Origin of the sequence: Dyadobacter sp. (assembly GCF_017744695.1) — a bacterium.
Classification (GTDB): Bacteria; Bacteroidota; Bacteroidia; order Cytophagales; family Spirosomataceae; genus Dyadobacter.
Genome location: NZ_JAGIAS010000007.1, coordinates 297,551 through 316,154, shown reverse-complemented (window position 1 = coordinate 316,154; position 18,604 = coordinate 297,551). Strand labels below are relative to the sequence as shown.

The 18,604-nt window shown below is 49.1% G+C and carries 17 protein-coding genes and 1 riboswitch; of the genes, 7 read left to right on the top strand and 10 right to left on the bottom strand.

Annotation, left to right across the window (positions count from 1 at the left end; all coding sequences use genetic code 11):
- Positions 1-10 precede the first annotated feature (10 nt).
- Positions 11-583: a hypothetical protein gene (locus J7619_RS24675; protein ID WP_291205120.1), complete on the bottom strand. Its 573-nt coding sequence runs from the start codon at positions 581-583 to the stop codon at positions 11-13.
- 132 nt (positions 584-715) lie between these two features.
- Between J7619_RS24675 and prfA the strand changes: the two genes are divergently transcribed.
- Positions 716-1,789: a peptide chain release factor 1 gene (gene prfA / locus J7619_RS24670; protein WP_291205117.1), complete on the top strand. Its 1,074-nt coding sequence runs from the start codon at positions 716-718 to the stop codon at positions 1,787-1,789.
- A 17-nt stretch (positions 1,790-1,806) separates the two neighbouring features.
- Here the strand turns inward: prfA and J7619_RS24665 are convergent, their stop codons facing one another.
- The 3 genes from J7619_RS24665 to J7619_RS24660 all read right to left on the bottom strand — a co-directional run bounded on the left by J7619_RS24665 (position 1,807) and on the right by J7619_RS24660 (position 2,913).
- Positions 1,807-2,037: a hypothetical protein gene (locus tag J7619_RS24665; RefSeq protein WP_291205114.1), complete on the bottom strand. Its 231-nt coding sequence runs from the start codon at positions 2,035-2,037 to the stop codon at positions 1,807-1,809.
- Positions 2,034-2,153 carry a type II toxin-antitoxin system HicA family toxin gene (locus J7619_RS32325; protein WP_409012764.1) on the bottom strand — a complete coding sequence of 40 codons (120 nt, stop codon included), beginning with the start codon at positions 2,151-2,153 and terminating at the stop codon, positions 2,034-2,036. Before J7619_RS32325 ends, J7619_RS24665 begins: the two co-directional genes overlap by 4 nt.
- 181 nt (positions 2,154-2,334) lie before the next feature.
- Positions 2,335-2,913 carry a DUF255 domain-containing protein gene (locus tag J7619_RS24660; RefSeq protein ID WP_291205111.1) on the bottom strand — a complete coding sequence of 193 codons (579 nt, stop codon included), beginning with the start codon at positions 2,911-2,913 and terminating at the stop codon, positions 2,335-2,337.
- Between the two features lie 128 nt (positions 2,914-3,041).
- Here J7619_RS24660 and J7619_RS24655 point away from each other — a divergent pair, with 128 nt between their 5' ends.
- On the top strand, positions 3,042-3,404 hold the full coding sequence (locus J7619_RS24655) for a glyoxalase superfamily protein (protein ID WP_291205109.1): 363 nt from the start codon (positions 3,042-3,044) through the stop codon (positions 3,402-3,404).
- Here the strand turns inward: J7619_RS24655 and J7619_RS24650 are convergent.
- Positions 3,401-4,321, bottom strand: a complete 921-nt coding sequence (locus J7619_RS24650; RefSeq protein ID WP_291205106.1) for a DMT family transporter — start codon at positions 4,319-4,321, stop codon at positions 3,401-3,403. The two genes, J7619_RS24655 and J7619_RS24650, sit on opposite strands and share 4 nt — an antisense overlap.
- A gap of 64 nt (positions 4,322-4,385) precedes the next feature.
- Positions 4,386-4,586: riboswitch (cobalamin riboswitch) on the top strand.
- A gap of 36 nt (positions 4,587-4,622) precedes the next feature.
- On the opposite strand from J7619_RS24650, the gene J7619_RS24645 reads away from it, so the two are divergent.
- Both J7619_RS24645 and J7619_RS24640 read left to right on the top strand, forming a co-directional pair.
- On the top strand, positions 4,623-6,557 hold the full coding sequence (locus tag J7619_RS24645) for a TonB-dependent siderophore receptor (RefSeq protein ID WP_291205103.1): 1,935 nt from the start codon (positions 4,623-4,625) through the stop codon (positions 6,555-6,557).
- 10 nt (positions 6,558-6,567) lie between these two features.
- Positions 6,568-7,647 (top strand): DUF5074 domain-containing protein, encoded by a 1,080-nt coding sequence (locus tag J7619_RS24640; RefSeq protein WP_291205101.1) that lies wholly within the window; start codon positions 6,568-6,570, stop codon positions 7,645-7,647.
- A gap of 175 nt (positions 7,648-7,822) precedes the next feature.
- Here the strand turns inward: J7619_RS24640 and J7619_RS24635 are convergent, their stop codons facing one another.
- From J7619_RS24635 to J7619_RS24615, 5 genes are all read right to left on the bottom strand, one after another.
- The gene (locus J7619_RS24635) at positions 7,823-8,563 is read right to left on the bottom strand and encodes a M48 family metallopeptidase (RefSeq protein ID WP_291205098.1); all 741 of its coding nucleotides are present in this window, start codon (positions 8,561-8,563) and stop codon (positions 7,823-7,825) included.
- A 68-nt stretch (positions 8,564-8,631) separates the two neighbouring features.
- On the bottom strand, positions 8,632-9,969 hold the full coding sequence (locus J7619_RS24630; protein ID WP_291205095.1) for a DEAD/DEAH box helicase: 1,338 nt from the start codon (positions 9,967-9,969) through the stop codon (positions 8,632-8,634).
- Between the two features lie 37 nt (positions 9,970-10,006).
- Positions 10,007-11,002 (bottom strand): class 1 fructose-bisphosphatase, encoded by a 996-nt coding sequence (gene fbp / locus J7619_RS24625; protein WP_291205092.1) that lies wholly within the window; start codon positions 11,000-11,002, stop codon positions 10,007-10,009.
- Positions 11,003-11,268: 266 nt separating this feature from the next.
- Positions 11,269-13,911 (bottom strand): valine--tRNA ligase, encoded by a 2,643-nt coding sequence (locus J7619_RS24620; RefSeq protein WP_291205090.1) that lies wholly within the window; start codon positions 13,909-13,911, stop codon positions 11,269-11,271.
- Positions 13,912-13,989: 78 nt separating this feature from the next.
- The gene (locus J7619_RS24615) at positions 13,990-15,831 is read right to left on the bottom strand and encodes a sensor histidine kinase KdpD (protein WP_291205087.1); all 1,842 of its coding nucleotides are present in this window, start codon (positions 15,829-15,831) and stop codon (positions 13,990-13,992) included.
- Between the two features lie 169 nt (positions 15,832-16,000).
- On the opposite strand from J7619_RS24615, the gene J7619_RS24610 reads away from it, so the two are divergent.
- The 3 genes from J7619_RS24610 to obgE all read left to right on the top strand — a co-directional run bounded on the left by J7619_RS24610 (position 16,001) and on the right by obgE (position 18,602).
- Complete coding sequence (locus tag J7619_RS24610) at positions 16,001-16,840, top strand: T9SS type A sorting domain-containing protein (RefSeq protein ID WP_291205085.1); 840 nt, start codon at positions 16,001-16,003, stop codon at positions 16,838-16,840.
- Positions 16,841-16,998: 158 nt separating this feature from the next.
- Positions 16,999-17,571 (top strand): adenylate kinase, encoded by a 573-nt coding sequence (locus J7619_RS24605; RefSeq protein WP_291205082.1) that lies wholly within the window; start codon positions 16,999-17,001, stop codon positions 17,569-17,571.
- 23 nt (positions 17,572-17,594) lie between these two features.
- Positions 17,595-18,602, top strand: coding sequence for a GTPase ObgE (gene obgE / locus J7619_RS24600; RefSeq protein ID WP_291205079.1), 1,008 nt, complete (start codon positions 17,595-17,597; stop codon positions 18,600-18,602).
- Positions 18,603-18,604 lie beyond the last annotated feature (2 nt).

The following is an 18,604-nucleotide window of genomic DNA, read 5'->3' as shown; positions in this document are numbered from 1 at the left end:
AATCCTTTAACTACTTCGCATCCAGCTTTCTAATAATCTCCTTCTTATTAAAAAGCAGCCGCCATACAGCGAAAGTAGTGTCCTGCGCAGCCATACATTTTTTGCAAATGATGCTCCCTCCGGCGACAGGAGCGTTGTAAACGAGCAGGCTATCGTTGAGCTGCTGCAAATTATCGCCTGCCTGTGTATTGCTTTTAGCACTATATGCGTAAGCATCAAGTATTTCCCGTTCCTTGGCATGCAAATCGGCACGCTTTACATCATTAATACCAAACAACTCGACTTTAACGCCATATTCCTTTTCCAATGCGGCGATCACCGGAATGCCGCTCAGGTCGCGGCAATGCGCCAGTCCGGCGTCCGGGTTCTTTTCCAATTCGCCTTTCAGTGCTTTTTCTGCAATCTGCGCGATTTTCTTCCCCCATTCATCCGCCGATGACACCAGCTGCACGTTGGTCACCCGTTTGATCTGCGAGGCTTTAATTTCCCTGTTTAGTTCCTTCGTGTTTTCAATGCGCCCGCTTTTAAAATCGCAACCGATGAAAGCGCTTGCCAACATGGCTATGCATATGATCCTTTTCATTGTTCCAAATATTAGTTTAATCCATCAAACGGTTTCTCTCACAGCACACAGCCAGCTCCTTGAAACCATTCATTTAGCTAAAATGCGTATCTTTGTGCCCCGAATGCGAGATGCCAAAGATATTCAATAAAGATGATCGATAAATTAGAAGCTATAAAAGAACGGTTTGAAGAGGTTTCTCAACAAATCATACAACCGGAAGTGGTTTCCGACTCTACACGTTATTCCAAGATCAGCAAGGAATACAAGGATCTCGGCAAGATCGTAGAGCAATATGCACTTTACCAGAAATTGCAGAAAGACATTGCCGGCACCAAAGAACTTATAGCGACTGAAAAAGACGAAGATCTGCGTGAAATGGCCAAAGAGGAGCTCGATGAACTGACTCCGAAGCTGGAAGAACTCGAACAGACCATTAAGGAATTGCTTATCCCGAAAGATCCTAACGACAGCCGGAACATTATTCTCGAAATCCGTGGCGGAACCGGTGGCGACGAAGCTGCTATTTTTGCCGGCGACCTTTTCAGAATGTATCAGCGTTTTTTCGAAAAAATGGGCTGGCGGTCATCGGTAATGGATTATACAGAAGGCACCAACGGTGGCTATAAAGAGATTATCTGTAAGGTCGAGGGAGAGGATGTCTACGGCAAAATGAAATTCGAATCGGGCGTGCACCGCGTGCAGCGCGTACCTGCGACTGAATCTCAGGGTCGCATTCACACATCGGCGGCTTCGGTGGCGGTTCTGCCGGAAGCAGAGGAGGTGGATGTGCAGATCAATATGAACGATGTCCGCATCGATACTTTCCAATCATCTGGAGCCGGTGGACAATCGGTAAACACGACTTATTCCGCGGTACGCCTTACCCACATTCCGTCCGGACTCGTGGTGAGCTGCCAGGACGAACGTTCACAGCTCAAAAACAAGGAACGCGCATTGAGCGTACTACGCTCGCGTCTGTACGAGATCGAGTTGAAAAAACACAACGATGCGATCAGTTCGCAACGGAAATCGATGGTAGGCAGCGGCGACCGTTCCGACAAAATCAGGACCTACAACTACCCGCAAAGCCGCATTACCGATCACCGGATTGGTTATACGGTCTACAACCTCCCCGCCGTCATGGAAGGGGATATCGCGGAGCTGATCGAAAAGCTGCGCATTGCGGAGAATGCGGAAAGGATGCAGGAAGGGGAAGCGGTTTAGCGTATTTCGTTCTTTGACTAGTGGAGCGAATTTTCGGGTTTCTCAGTAAGGTACCTCAGTTCGATCTCATCCATATTATAACTGAAACCATCCTCGGAGAAAGCCCAATTGACTGCTTCGAGGATGTTTTGTTTCAACTCTTCCATACTATCGCCTTGCGTACCAATGAATTTGTCTTCGACATCGGCAACGGCGCTATAACCATCCTCTTCTTTGGTAACTTCCAGCACTATTTTCGGCTTTTTCATCTCTTATTGGTTTTTACATCCGCCTTTTTCAACAACGCCGCCAACAATCCTTTCTTCACTTCTTTTGAACCGTGGTAAGGGACAACCAATTGCTCTTCCTTTATCGGATGCCGCATTATTACATGGCTTCATTCTTGCCTAACAATAAACCAACCATCATCTTTTAGTATCCTTACAAGCTCACTGCACTTCATATAATTAGCTAATGTTAATAACAGAAGACAGGTTTGAGATAATTAAATCTGTTACTGCTATTTAATGACTATTTATAAGGAAGTTGAGTGATTTGACTTATCGTTACTTCGCCGGATACAACTGCGCGTAAGTCTTCGTTTTATAGCTTTCGAAGTCCTGCTTTTTGTGGTAATCCTCTCCGAAAAAGGTGATAATCTGGTGAAACTCTTTGGCTTTGAGGTAACCTGCGAGCGGCTGGATCATATTGAAATGATCGTCCAGGAAGACCGTTGTGGGATAACTTGGCTGGTTGTTGGTTAATGCCAATGCGATTTCATTAATGCCGCGCCCGCCCTGTTCGAGGTATTTGAACTGCTTGTCGCCCAGCTTGATCGTCCCTTTTTGCTCTGCATCGAGCTTTACGGCATAATACTTCTTGTTGATATATTCGGTGACCGCCTTGTCTTTGAAGGTTTCACGATCCATCACCTTACACCACCCACACCAATCGGTATAGACATCGATCAGAATTTTGCGGGGCTCTTTCTGGATTTTGGCATATGCCTCTTCAATGGTCAGCCATTGAATGCCCTCGGCAGCTGGCCCCTCCGCCACACGCCCCTTACCGGTGTCGGCCTTGAAACCGGCGAGAAATACCAGCATTAACGGAAATATTATCAGCGATGACAGGAGTCGTTTCATGGTAATTTCTTAGTTTTCTTTTAGCAAACAAATCTCAGCCACAAATCATTGCCGGGATTCGAAATCCGGGACGCGAAGTCCGGGACGCGCAGTCCCGTTCCCAACACTAAGCTCAAAAAACAATCGACATGGAAGCCAGCAAAGTCATCCCAATTTTACGCATTTTTGACGAAACGAAAGCACGTGAGTTTTACATCGGCTGGCTCGGCTTTCAGATCGACTGGGAACACCGGTTTTCCGATGATGCGCCGCTTTATATGCAAGTTTCGCGCGGTGGTGTCATACTCCACCTTTCAGAACATCATGGCGACAGCACACCCGGCGCCAAAGTCTTTATTGAATGCACCGGCGTGCGTGATTTCCACAAAGAGCTCAACGAAAAACAATACAAATACAATCACCCCGGCCTTGAACACGAACCCTGGGATGCCATTTCGGTAACGGTGATCGATCCGTTCATGAACCGGCTCGCATTCAATGAACGGCTTTAAGCATTTTTGGTTTTAGCCAGAGATACCAGAATCCCGCCTGTGATGATCAGGAGCATACCTGTCAGCATGGAAAGCGTCGGAATAGCTTCTCCCATCAGAAAGCCGATCAGCACGGAAAAAAGAATATTGGAATAACCTACCGCGGCGACACGTCCGGCTTTATCGTAAGTGAAAGATTGTGTCAGCATTTTTTGTCCCAAAAGCGCGGTAAGGCCCAATGCCAGAAAACCCAGCCATTGCCAGACATTCTCAGGCCATTTGAATGTGCCTATCAGAAAATCCAGGTGCTCCATGGGATAGTATGTTCCGACCAGCATCGATAGAATGGGCATTACAATGCCGCTAAGCATAAAGGAAAGAATGATTGCGCGCGTATCGTACACGACACCGAGCTGGCGGATCGACAGGTAGGAAACGGCCGTCAGCAATGCATTGCCCAGCCCCAGCGCATTATCCCGCAATGACGACGAAAGATCAGGCCGGAATACGAACAAAATACCGGTAAAGCCGACGAAAATAGCCATCCATTCCTTCCCATTCAGCGTTTCGCCGATGAGCAGCCAGGAAAAAAGTGCGAGAAAAATCGGGTAGGTATATTGGTAGGTCGACGCCCGACCGAGCCCAAGAGTCTGGATCGCATAAAAAAGCATGTAGAGCGACAATGTCCCTACTATACCTCTGAAAATAAGCAATCCTAACTTCCCTCCTTCCTGCCGTAACGGCCGCTGCCAGATGCTGCTAATGATGAATACGACCCCCACTATATTCCTGAAAAAAACCAGCTGCACAATATGAAACTCCCGTCCCAGCCATTTCGAGATCGCGGATGTGAGCGAGAAGAAAAATGCAGCGCCCAGCATGAGGTAAATGCCTTTCAGGGAGGGTGTGGTCGGAAAATTTTCAGTGGAAGTGGCCAAAAGCAATCAGAATTTGCCGCAAAGATAGCGGTTATTGCATACAACGGAAAGTCGACGGAAATACCTACCTTTGCACCCGCTTGGTGCCATAAGCTGCTTCTAGTCAGCTATTAGGCTTAATAGGGAATTCCGCTAGCACGGAAGCTGTCCCCGCAACTGTAAGTCTGCCAACACGCGTCCGATTCTTCATGCCACTGTCATGCGACGGGAAGGCTCCGGGTGCGAAAGACGAGCCAGGAGACCTGCCAGAGCATTTGATCGGGCCGTTTTCGGAGGAAAAACAGAAGATCGTCGCCAATCATTGCGATTTAGAGTGTTTACCGACCGGAGATTTGTGGGTTACTGGATGTTATGGGTAAGTTTTGCACTGCCCCTGCCGGCTTATGCGCAAAAAGACTCTATTGCCCTCGAACCGGTAATCGTGAAAGGATTTGTCCCGCAAAAATTCATGAGCGGTTTGAAAATCCAGCGCATCGACTCCGCTTCACTCGCCCAGGTCCGGTTTCAAAACATCAGCGACGTATTATCGGCCTATACGCCCATTGCGTTTAAAAACTATGGACCCGGTCAACTCAGCACTGCATCGTTCCGGGGCACCTCCGCCAATCATACCGCTGTTTTGTGGAACGGACTCAATATCAATGCGCCTACCCTTGGACAAACAGACTTTTCCACCATTCCGGTGGCAGGTTTCGATCAACTTTCGGTCCAGTATGGGTCCGCGGCCAGTATTGTGGGCTCCGATGCCGTGGGGGGAAGCGTTCTATTGAGTAGTCAAGCATCAGGCAAGCCGTTTCATGTGTCTGTCGGCAGGCAACAGGATAGCTTCAATAATCCCCAGACACAAACAGACCTCAGGTACGCCTTCCCACTGAACAGCCAATGGGCATTTTCAGGCAAAACGGCACTTTACGACGGCAGGATGAACAACGATTACCCGAAACCAACCCGGAATACATACGCACTTCTGCCTACTGAAACTTTTCAAAAGGGCATTGTGCAGGACCTGTTTCTGCGCTCACAAAACGACCGGGAAATTTCCGCACACATTTGGCTCACCGACAATAAACTGACCTTGACGCCCGAAGATGTGCAGGGCCGGGAAATGACCCGCACTACCGCCTATCGTACGATGGTCCGCTATCAGGTACGAACGCTCGCTCTGCGTACAGCCTGGGTACGAGACATCATCGACTATGCCAAAGGCGACCTCTCCCACCCCGATCATTCGGTAACCGACAAATTCGCTTCGAGACTTGAAAAAGACTTTTCGATAAATATTGCAGGCGACCTGAATCCGGTCCTTATCAAAGTCGGGGGAGAATGGACACACTTTCGTTCGCGTGTGCCCGGATACGCGTATTCGCCCGTGAGTGAGAACCGTACCGATATTTTCCTGCTGATGCGCTGGCAACCGACAGCCCGGATCACGACTTCTATTAATCTCCGGCAGGGGCTCGTTACCGGTTTTAATCCTCCATTTACACCATCGGTGGGTTTAGAATATGGTTTAATTCAAAAAGCGCATTACAATCTTACACTGAAAGGCTCCTATGGCCGCAGCTACCGGGTACCTACTTTGAACGAACGTTACTGGAAGGATCTGGGGAACCCGGATGTCCGCCCGGAAACAGGCTGGAACAAAGAACTCGGTCTTGAACAAACTTTTAAAGCATCTTCCGGCAGCACCTTAAGAACTTCCGCGACCCTTTACCACAACCGCGTGAAAGACTGGACTTACTGGAACCCTTCGAAGAGCTACCGGGTCGAAAATCTGCAACAGGTACTCGCGCGTGGAATTGAACTGCAATTGAACTATCAGCGCCAAACCGGTTCCTGGCGGACAGGCCTGGACGCGGGTTATGCATTTAACAAAAGCAGCCAGGAGAAAGCATATGACAATTACTCGCAGGACATTGTGGGGAAACAGCTGGTGTTTGTTCCTGCGCATTCGGCTAATGCAAATGCGTTCGTCCAGTTCAAATCCACGAAGCTTACCGGCCAGTTTCAAGCGGTCGGCAAACGCTATATCACCTTCGATAATTCCCAGTTTCTGGATGGCTATGGCCTCGCCAACCTGCTTGCCGAGACAACCTTTGTTTTTGACAAATTCAAGCTGGTCTTACAAGGCCAAGTCCGCAATGTCACCGACGCGTTTTATTTAAATGTCAGAAATAATGCGATGCCGGGAAGAAGTTTTGCATTAAGTTTAACCTTTAGTTATGATTCTCAATAAATCAATGAAAATGAAAAAACAGTTAGCCAGTTCATTAGCGATAGCTTTTTTAACCCTCGCGGTATGGTCCTGTAACCAAAGCGACCCGGCTCCGAAGGGCGACTATGTGAGTGGTGTCTTTGTAATGAATGAGGGTAATTTCACGAACAATAATGGCGGTATTTCCTATTTCGCGCGTGAAAACAATACTGCTACCGCCGATATTTTCGCGGCGGCAAACGGAACGGTACTGAAAGGCGGCGTGCAGGATTATACCGCGTCCGAACAGCAAGGCATTATCCTCGTTGACAATTCCACGGCTGGCCAGGATAAAGTGCAGTTCGTTGAACGCTACACTTTCAAGGACGAAGGCACCATCGGCGCTCCGGATATCGAAAATCCCCGTGAAGTGATAATCGTTGGGAGAAAGGCATATGTTTCTTGCTGGGGAACAAACTCCGATTTGAAATATACCACCGGCTACATTGCAGTTATTGACCTTACTACCAAAAAGGTTACGAAAAAAATCAACGTGGCCGACGGTCCAGAGAACCTGGCCTACGCTAATGGAAAGCTTTACGTGGGGACCACGCTATGGGGTGCCGGAAACAAGCTGGCGATTATCAATATAAATTCTGATGAAGCGACTTCGCCTATTACTACGTCAGGTGCAGCCAATCCGGTTGGTATTGATGCAAACGGGAAATTGTGGGTGAATGTCGGGGATAAAATGCTGCGCATAAATACCGAAACCAATGTTACCGAAGCAACGCTGGCAATAGCGACGGAAGGGACTAAAACGCCCGGCAATTTTACTTTCAGCAATGACCTGAAATCCATTTTCTTCGTGCTTTCGTGGTACGATAGCGCCGGTAAAGAGCATGGAGGAACCTACAAATTTTCGATTACCGATACGCAAATCGCCATGGTTACCCCGTTGATCCCGCGCCCGTTCTACGGCCTTGCGGTTGATCCGACGCAAGGATTGCTTTACGCAGGCGTGAGCCCGTCTTATACGCAGGCAGGTTACGCAGTTCGCTACCGAGCCGACGGAAGTTTGGTCGACTCCGTCAAAGTGGGTATTGCACCATCTGGCTTTTTCTTCCAATAACATGCAAAACGCCCCGGCGAGACGACGGGGCGTTTGTTTTATGCATTCTTCCAATTAATACCACAACCCTCGCAGGCGGCACCACATTCGATATAAACAAATGATTATGAGCAATGTAAATTAAACAAAAAAGTCTCCCAAGCGGGAGACTTTACAATTTCGGTACCATGCCACCTTATTTAAAAAATCCTTGCGGATCAGGCATCTTGGCTTTTAAAAGTTCAACAAAGTCGAGGTTCAGTTGGCTGAAATCCAGTGTCCGGCCCTTATGCAAATGCTCCCACGACTTGTCAAGCTCGTTGAGATTATAATGCAGCAATGCTAGATTGTACTGACCAAGCGCATAACTGGAATCAATAGAAACCGCGTGTTTCAATAATTCACCCGCCTCGTCCAACTCCTCTTTCCGGCTGGTGATCGCATACAGTTTGAGTTCAACCGTCGATAAATCCACCAGCAGCGGTACATTGTCCGCTTGTAGGCTTACGCCCTTACTCAGCATTCTTTTGGCATCCACCCAGTTTTCGCGCTGGTACGATACAACCCCGAGCCCCCAGTAGGCCTCCACATTCTTGTCGTTCAACAGTTGGGCGAGATTGAAACGGTAGCAGGCCGTGTCCAGAGAACCTTCCTGCAAATATTCCCAGGCACGCGTCGCAAAAAAACTGCTGGCTTCCGTGCGGCTCGAAAATGATTTGTCACATTCACTCAGGAATTTGATCTCTTCATCAATCTGCTCCGATGTCTTACTCACTTCCCCGAAGAGCGGGATAATACGCCTTTCCTTTAAATCAAGGGGCTTTTTGGGGGCTACGTTTGTATCTGTGCTTGGACCCGCGCTTGCCAGATGCGTGTTTTGAGCAAAGCTCAGCACAGGAATCAAGAGGGCAAGCCAAATTACAACAGACTCTTTCATAATTGACTTTAATAGAAGAACAGGTTTCTATTGTCCAAGTTAAACGGTTTTATTGGAATTGTATTGCATTACCGGCGTTTACTTCTTCCGCCCGCTCCCCTGCGTCCCTTACTGGTATTCCCGGTCCCTTTCTTGGCCGGCGGATAGCTGTGCTTTTTCTCATGAAATGCCCCTTTGAATGTAGGATCTTCCTTACGACGCTGGTTATCAATCTCGCGGAGCATATCCTGCCGTTCCTGGAAGGGCGTTTCGGCCATGTAGACATCATCCGGAAACTCCGCTCGCGGAATTTCCATGCGAATCATCGCTTCTATTTTACGGATATGATACTCGTCCGCGATGGTCATAAATGTGATCGCATTGCCGACAGTATTGGCCCGGCCGGTCCGCCCGATACGGTGCACATAATCTTCATAAATCAGCGGCACATCGAAATTGACCACATGGCTTACCTCCGTAATATCGATGCCGCGCGCCACCACGTCGGTCGCTACCATTACCCTGATATTCCCTTCCCTGAACGCCTCCATCGCATTGATCCGCGTATTCTGTCCCTTATTTGCATGGATTACGCGAAGCTCCGACTCGGTGACTACCCGGTTCAACAAATTTTGATGCACAAGCCCGGCCACCTCGCGGCTACGCGTGAATACGAGCACGCGTGTGAAGGCTTCCTTGTCTTCCAATAAATAGGAGAGCAGATTGATTTTCGTACGGAAATTCGGCACCTCATAAAGTACCTGCGTCACCATTTCCGCAGCGGTAGCCTGCGGGGTGACTTCGATCCGCGTCGGGAATTCCAGGAATTCGTAAGAAAGGTTTTCGACCTTACCGGAGAATGTCGCCGAGAAAAGCATGTTTTGCCTTTTGCGCGGGATTACTTCGAGCAATTTGCGGATTTGGGGCATAAAACCCATATCCATCATTTTATCTGCTTCATCGAGCACCATTACATTCAAATGCTTTACAACGATCTCTTCCTGGAAATACAAATCCATGAACCGGCCCGGCGTCGCCACGATAATGTCGACACCCTTTCGCAATGCTTCAATCTGTGTTTTCGGGCCTACACCACCGTAGAGCACCACGGTACGGATATCGGTATACTTGCCCAGCTGCGTGATAGCCTCGGAGATTTGCATCGCGAGCTCGCGCGTGGGTGCTAAAATCAATGCCCGGGGGTGTTGTCCCTGGGCATATTTGATGTGCATTAACAAGGGTAATGTATAAGCGGCGGTCTTGCCGGTGCCCGTTTGGGCGATGCCCAGAATGTCCTGTCCGGCCAGCGCCACGGGTATCGCCTGTTCCTGAATGGGGGTTGGTTCGGTATAACCTGCTTCTTCAATCGCGTTGAGCAATTGCCGGTTGAGCTTAAACTGCTCGAATGAGTTTTGCGTCTCTTGCATTCGGCAAAGGTACGAAAACTAAAACGGTAGCCGGTTATCAGCCTTTCACAACGTCTTCGACAAGCCCGGAAGAACCTATATAAAGTGGAGAACGTTGGTGGAAGGATTTCGGTACAATATCCAGAATGCTCCCAAAACCGTCACTTGCTTTCCCGCCCGACTTTTCGGCGATGAAAGCCAGCGGATAGCATTCGTAAAGCAGACGCAGCTTACCTTTCGGGTCTTTTTTGGTGGAAGGATAAAGGTAAATGCCGCCTTTCAGCATATTCCGATGGAAATCGCCTACCAGCGAGCCGATGTACCGGGCGCTAAAATTTCTCGACTTGCATTGTGCCACATATTGCTGCACAAATGACGGGTAACTATGGTAATGTCCCTCGTTGACGGAATAAATCGTTCCTTCGGCAGGCGTACCAATATTTTTATGGGATAAAATAAACTCCCCTAATGACTGATCGAATGTAAAACCATTCACGCCATCCCCTGTTGAGTAAACAAGCATGGTCGAAGAGCCATAAAGAATGTAACCTGCTGCAATCTGCTTGCGGCCGCCTTGCAAAAAATCTTCCATCGAAGCCGGACCGTTGATCGGTGTCACCCTTCTGTAAATGGAGAAAATGGAGCCGATGGAAACATTCACATCGATGTTGGAGGAACCATCGAGCGGGTCCATGGCTACGACGTACTTGCCGTGGTTGTTGCCGGTGTGGATAATGTCCTCCTCCTCTTCGGAAAGGATCGCGCAAACTTCTCCCCCATTTTTCAATGCGCGTATGAAACGTACGTTGGCAACGATATCAAGTTTCTGTTGGTTTTCACCCTGCACATTTTCTGTTCCGTTGCCGCCGGCAATGTCGATCAGCCCGGCGCGATTGATTTCCCGGTTGATGATCTTCCCCGCGAGCGCGATGTCGCGAAGTAGCTGCGACAACTCGCCCGTCGCATACGGGAATGCGCTTTGGCTGTGCATGATAAACCGGTCGAGGGTGACACCCACCGGCACCACCAGGTCCTGTACTGTTTTCGTCGCCATAGTCGATTGAATTACATGAGATTGGTGGGAAATTTACGCCCGGATTTTTCCTATTTCCAAACAGTTTGAACTAATAAAATTTTTTAAAAATGAATATAATTTTATCTCCATAAATTCATCGATTAATCCTAAGGGTGAGCCATTTACGCGGTCGTCACGTTGCACTTTTTAAATGTCATGCCGACATAAAAAAGTATTCATACATACTAAAAAAGCACAAGGCGCTAATGCCCTGTGCTTTACATTAAGAGTTGTATTTCTGACGTTTATTTGAGCCTTCCCAATGCTTCTGTCAATGTCGCGATCTTCGCTTCGGCATCAGCCTGCTTGGCTCTTTCCTTTTCGACGATATCGCCTTTCGCATTCGCCACGAAGCGTTCGTTCGATAGCTTTTTCATCACCGATTCGAGGAAGCCTTTGGTATATTCCAATTCGCGTAGCAAATTCTCGCGTTCCGCCTCGACATCCAGTTCGTCGGCCAGGTTCACAAAGAATTCATCCGACTTCACACGGAACGAAGTACCTTCAGCTTCGCCCGACACATAACTAATGCCTTCTACATTCGCGAGCTTCTCGATCAGCGGTGTCAATGCATTGTAGCGCTCCGCTGAATCGGTGCGAATCGCCAGTGGCAATGCCGTTTTAGGACTAATACCTTTCGAATTCCGTAGGTTACGGATCGACGAAACGAGTTCAAACAATATATCAAAGTCATTCAGCAACGCCTGATCGAACTCAGCCGCTTGTGGGAAATGCGCCACGCAGATGGACTCCTTTTCACCTCTTTCAATAATGTTCTGCCAAATCTCTTCCGAAATAAACGGCATGAACGGATGCAGCAAACGCATCAGGCGATCGAAGAAATCGAGGGTCGAATCGTAAGTCGAGAGGTCGATCGGCTGCTCGAAGCCCGGTTTGATCATTTCAAGGTATTGCGCGCAGAAATCATCCCAGATCAGTTTGTAAATCGACCCCAGTGCGTCTGAAATGCGAAATTTCGAGAAGTGATCCTGCACTTCGGCCAAAGTCTGGTTCAGTTTACTTTCAAACCATTGTACCGCCTGTTTCGAACCATCCGGAACCGGAAGCTCGCTGTCCACAGTCCAGCCTTTCACGAGACGGAATGCATTCCAGATCTTATTCCCGAAATTCCGGCCCTGTTCGATCAGTTTCTCGTCGTAAGGCAAATCGTTGCCCGCCTGCGAGCTGAAAAGCATACCGGTACGAATACTGTCCGCCCCGTATTTATCGATCAGGTCGATCGGATCGGGTGAATTACCCAGCGATTTCGACATCTTGCGGCCCTGCTTGTCACGAACAATACCCGTCAGGTACACATTCTTGAACGGATACTGGCCGCGGTATTCATAACCCGCAATGATCATCCGTGCCACCCAGAAGAACAGGATTTCAGGGGCAGTCACCAGGTCATTGGTCGGATAGTAGTAATTCACCTCCTCATTCTCCGGTTCTTTAATACCATTGAAAACAGAGATCGGCCACAGCCATGATGAGAACCAGGTATCCAGTACATCCTCATCCTGCTTGATATCCTCTTCGGTCAATGCAAAAAGCTGATACTCGTGCTGCGCCTTACGCAATGCCTCGCGCTTCGACTTCGCGACGATCATTGTACCGTCGTTCAGGTAATAAGCCGGAATGCGATGCCCCCACCAAAGCTGGCGGCTGATGTTCCAGTCGCGGACATTCTCCATCCAGTGGCGGTAAGTATTCTTGAATTTCGCGGGAATCAGTTGAACCGTGTCATTCATTACATTCTCAAATGCCGGCTTGCTGATCTTTTCCATTTTCAGGAACCACTGTTCCGAAAGCCGCGGCTCGATCACCGAATCCGTACGCTCCGAATGCCCTACGTTCGACCGGTACTCTTCCACTTTCACCAGGTTACCCGACTCTTCGAGCAACTTGATAATCTTCTTGCGGGCAATGAAACGGTCCTCGCCTACCAGGATCTGCGCCTTTTCATTCAAAGTACCATCCTCATTCAAAAGATCGATGATAGGCAGGTTATGGCGTTTTCCAAGTTCGTAGTCATTCGTGTCGTGCGCAGGCGTCACTTTCAAACAACCTGTTCCGAACTCCATTTCCACATAATCATCCGCGATAATCGGAATGGCCCGGTTGATCAACGGAATCAATACTTTTTTACCAATCAAATGCTGGTAACGCTCATCCGCAGGGTTCACACAAATCGCCACATCCGCCATAATCGTTTCCGGCCGCGTAGTAGCGATCACCACCCCTTCCTCCATACTCCCTCCTCCATTCTCCCCTTCGAGCGGATAGCGCAGGTAAACCAACTTCTGATTCACCTCTTTCATGATCACTTCCTCGTCGGACACGGTCGTACGCGCCTGAGGGTCCCAGTTCACCATGCGGTGGCCACGGTAAATTTCCCCTTTATTATAGAGGTCGATAAAAACATCGATCACCGAATCGTACAAATCCGGCTCCATGGTGAAGCGCGTGCGGTCCCAGTCGCAGGAAGCGCCGAGTTTGCGGAGTTGTTTCAGGATAATGCCGCCGTATTTGTGGGTCCATTCCCAGCAATATTCGAGGAATTCGTCCCGGGTAAGGTCACGCTTGTTGATACCGCGCTCTTTGAGCATCGCCACAACTTTGGCCTCGGTGGCAATGGAAGCGTGGTCGGTACCGGGTACCCAGCAAGCCTCTTTCCCTTCCATTCGTGCCTTACGGACCAGAATGTCCTGGATAGTATTATTGAGCATATGCCCCATGTGCAGCACGCCGGTGACGTTCGGCGGCGGGATCACGATGGTGTAAGGTTCTTTATCGGGATTGGGTTTCGACTGAAAGAACTTGTTCTCGATCCAGTAGGAGTACCATTTATCCTCTATCTCCTGAGGGGCATAAGTTTTGGAAATCATTGCGTGTTCAGAAATTTACCGTAACTGTCGGTTAGTCATCTTAAAAAGACGGCAAGTTAGCGGTTACGGGCGATATTTCTAAACTATTTGCTCCTCTTTGCGGACTGGCAGCCAGATCGTAAATGTGCTTCCTTCACCCGGTTTGCTTAGCAACCGGACGGTACCATCATGCGCTTCGACCATCTTTTTGACATAACTCAATCCGAGCCCGAAGCCTTTCACGTCATGCACATTACCGGTAGGCACGCGGTAGAAAGTATCGAAAACACGCTGCTGCTGCTCACGGCTCATGCCTATTCCCCTGTCGGCAATGGAGATCGCAATACCGCCGTTTTCATTTTTGGTACTGATATTCAAATACAGCTTTTCGGGCGAGTATTTAATTGCATTGTCGATGAGGTTGTTCAAAATGTTGGAGATATGTACCTCATCCGCCGCCACTACGTCTTCCTCCGCATCAAAATGCAAATCCACCTCACCTTCTTTCTGTTCGATCTGCACGCTCTGGCCATTCAATGCCGCTCCGATGAGATCATGAATATTGGTTTCCGTGATTTTGAGTTTGACGTGCCCTTTATCGAGCAGCGCCATCTGCAGAACCTTCTCCACGTGCGTGCCGAGCCTTTTATTTTCCTCGCGGATGATGCCCAGGTAGCGTTCGAGTCGTGAGCCTTTGGGGTTATCTAACAACGAAGCCGAATTCTCCTGCGCCATTTCCGCCGCCAACGCGATGGTAGAAATAGGCGTTTTGAACTCGTGGGTCATATTGTTGATAAAATCATTCTTAATGTCGGAAAGCTTTTTCTGACGAAGAATAGTCGTAACCGCCAGATAGAAACAGGCCATGATTACGATGATCAGAATGCCCGAGCCCCCGAACATCACGCCCATATTGCTGAGAATGTAGCGCTGCTGGTCCGGGAAATATACATACAATGCATTCTGCGCGGTCAGCGTCTCATTCGGGAATAGCGACGCCTTATACGATTTTTCCTCCCATTCAGCCGTACGCATGCTCACGGTCGAGAAAATGAGGCTGTCCGCCGACCGGCCCCGCACGGCACCTCTCACGGCAAATTCATACGGCAACGTAACACCATTCTGAATCAGCTGCTTTTTTAATAAGGTATCCAGCAAAAAGCGATTCACACGTTGTTCGATCGGCCTTTTCGTATAAACAAAATCCTTCATTACCTCCTTGAGCAACTCTGCACGATCAGGCTCTCCGGAGCTAAGGACCGTCCGCGACTTCTGCTTACCGCCTTTTGCATTATCCGGCAATGCGACTTTCCGGTTCGCCAGATTCCGCGAAACCGAATCCTTTTTCAGGAAATCCACCCCCTTCCGGCGAAATTCCGGGTCGGCCATGCCGCGCATCGCATTTCCCAGACGGCGCTCATCGTCCATCCGACGGCGTATAAACTCGTCGATCCCGGCCATGCCGTACTGCTGGGCCTGGAAAAACTCTTCCATGATGCGTTGCTGATGATCCGCCATCACCCTGAAATTCGGGCTTAGTACATCCGTAGGAACCGCTTCGGTGATGATCTGATAATGTATTTCCTCGCCATTCGGACCAATGGCGATCTCCATTCTGGGCTGGATTCGCGGTACCGCTTCCTGAACAGGTGTTTTAGGTTTCGCTGGGGGGATTCGCTTCATCGGCATGTCGCGCAACTGCGCAATGCGGTCGAGCTTACTTTTCTGCTGCTCGGTTTCAATGCGCCGTTGCAGGAGGTACATCATTTCCTGCTTTTCCAGCCGGTGCACTACCTGCTGTACCGACTCCGAGACCTTCTGGTTGAACTGGTCGTTTCTGATCGCGATCGCCTCCCTGATCCAGTACCATTGAAAACCGATGAGCCCGATCAATGCGAGACACATCAGCCCTACGATAATTTGTATTTTCCGTTTGGTCATAATTTCCGCTTCCCATGTGCAACGCGGGCCGTGCTTTGCCCGACATTTTGCCAAGAACAAATTTAATGTTTCGCCCCCGGCCAAAGGTGTTTTTAACATTATTTAACAACGCCCCAAGCAACATAGCCATGGTTTTGCAATTCATTCAGACTCAAAACAAAAAATGCTTATGAAAACTGTTTCAATTCAAAAACTGACATGGTCGCTGCTGCTCGTAGCGGCACCGGCGCTGCTATCCGTTGCGCAGGCCCAGTCCGACAAAAAACCTAAAAAGGATGACGATGACCAGAAGACCAGCATTCGAATCCGGGTAATGGAGGACGACAACGGCAAAACCCGCGACATCGAGAAAAGTTACAAGGTAGGCGCCCTAACCGATGAAGAACGGCAGAAATTCATCGACAAAGTCCTCGATTCTCTGAATGTCGATAAAAAGGGCAAACAAACCATTTCAATTACCGTGGATGACGGTGCCGACGGCGTGATAGCAGCTAAAAAACGCAAAAAAGTGATCGTCGACCACCGCGATCCGCGCGAACCGATGGTGTTTCACTGGGACGGCGATTTCAAGCATGACCTCGACTGGGATTCGGAGAAGTTCAACGAAAGCATGAAATCGATTCAGAAAAATATTGACAAGAACTTCCATCCCAAAGCCAAAATGATGATGCGCGACATGGAGGATTTTGGCAAGAATTTCGGCAAAAGCTTTGACTATGCCTGGGATAGCGCCGACAACGCCAAAGGAGCAAGCATCCGGTCATTGAATGCCTATACCAATAATCCAGCCGACGATGTGCTTAACCTGCGTTTCAGCGTGCCGCAAAAAGGTAACGTAACGGTAACGGTCACCGACACGAAAGGCAAGGAAGTGGGCAAAAAGGAGATCCACGAGTTCGAAGGCGAGTACGTGGGCCAGATCGAACTTAAGAAAAATACAAAAGGAACGCTGTTCGTAACGGTGGTTCAGAATGAAGATGGAGCGGTGAAAAGGGTAGTTATTCCCTGAATGGGGCCACTTTTACGATAGCGAATCCCCTTTGTCGGAAACGGTAAAGGGGATTTTTCTTGTAAAAATTATGCAACAATTTCGCAGACATCATAGTAAGAGTTGTAAATTTGCCGCTTATTCACCAATCTACCGCGACATCAATTTTTGAAGCAACTATGCTGAATCTTATACTGTTTGGCCCTCCGGGCGCCGGGAAAGGTACCCAAAGTGAAAAAATAATTGCAAAGTACAATTTGATCCACCTTTCGACAGGAGATCTGCTGCGCTCGGAAATTCAAGCCGGAACGGAACTTGGGCTTCAAGCCAAAACGCTGATGGACAAGGGCATTCTGGTGCCGGACGAAGTGGTGATCGGGATGATCGACAACAAGCTGAAAGAACACCGCAGCGCGGCCGGTTTCATCTTCGACGGTTTCCCAAGAACGGTGAAGCAAGCCGAGGCGCTCGATAACCTGCTGGCGAGCTACAACGAAGGCATTTCGGTGATGGTAGCGTTGTCGGTAGACGACGACGAGTTGCTGGCCCGTCTTTTGAATCGTGGCAAAACTTCCGGCCGTCCCGACGACCAGAACGAAGAGCTGATCGCGAAACGCATTCAGGAATATAACAGTAAGACAAAACCCGTTGCCGACTACTACCAGGAACAAGGTAAGTTTGTCGCTATCAACGGAATAGGTGAAATCGATTTTATTTTCGAGGAAATCTCGAATGCGATCGAAGCAGCCTGATTTCTATTTTTCACTATACTCACATGGCCTCCTCTAACTTCATCGACTACGTAAAAATCAATGCGCGCTCCGGGAACGGCGGTGCCGGCTCCATGCATTTCAGGCGTGAAAAACACGTTGAAAAAGGCGGGCCGGACGGCGGAGACGGCGGGCGCGGAGGTCACGTGATCCTGAAAGGCAATGCCCAGCTCTGGACATTGCTGCACTTGAAATATACCAAACACGTAAAAGCATTCGACGGTAAAGGCGGCGAAGGCGGCAGGCGCACAGGGGCGATCGGAAAGGATATTATCCTGGAAGTACCGCTGGGTACGATTGCCAAGAACGCCGAAACCGGCGAACAGCTTTTCGAAATTACCGAAGACGGGCAGGAGATGATCCTCCTGCGCGGTGGCCGCGGCGGAATGGGTAACGACCATTTCAAATCCGCCACTAACCAGACCCCCCAATACGCCCAACCCGGTGAACCCGGCAAGGAAGAGTGGTTCATCCTCGAACTGAAAGTACTCGCGGACGTAGGTCTTGTAGGCTTCCCGAATGCCGGCAAATCCACACTACTCTCGGTTGTTTCGGCTGCCAAGCCCGAAATTGCCGATTATCCCTTCACCACCCTGGTGCCAAACCTGGGCGTAGTGCCTTACCGCGATTACAAATCTTTCGTAATGGCCGACATTCCGGGCATTATCGAAGGCGCTTCACAGGGCAAAGGACTCGGTTTACGCTTTTTGCGCCATATCGAACGTAACTCCATCCTGCTTTTCCTGGTACCTGCCGATAGCGAAGACATCGAAGCCGAATACCAGACGCTCGTGCAGGAACTCCGCTTATACAATCCCCAACTGCTGGACAAGAACCGCATTCTTGCAATCTCCAAAATGGATGTAATCTCTGACGACGAGCGGGTTACATTACAAAAAAACCTACCGAACGGTATTCCTGCACTTTTAATTTCTGCAATAACCCAAGAAGGTATTGAACAATTAAAAGATAAAATATGGGAATTGATCAATTCTCCGTTCCCCGTACAATAATA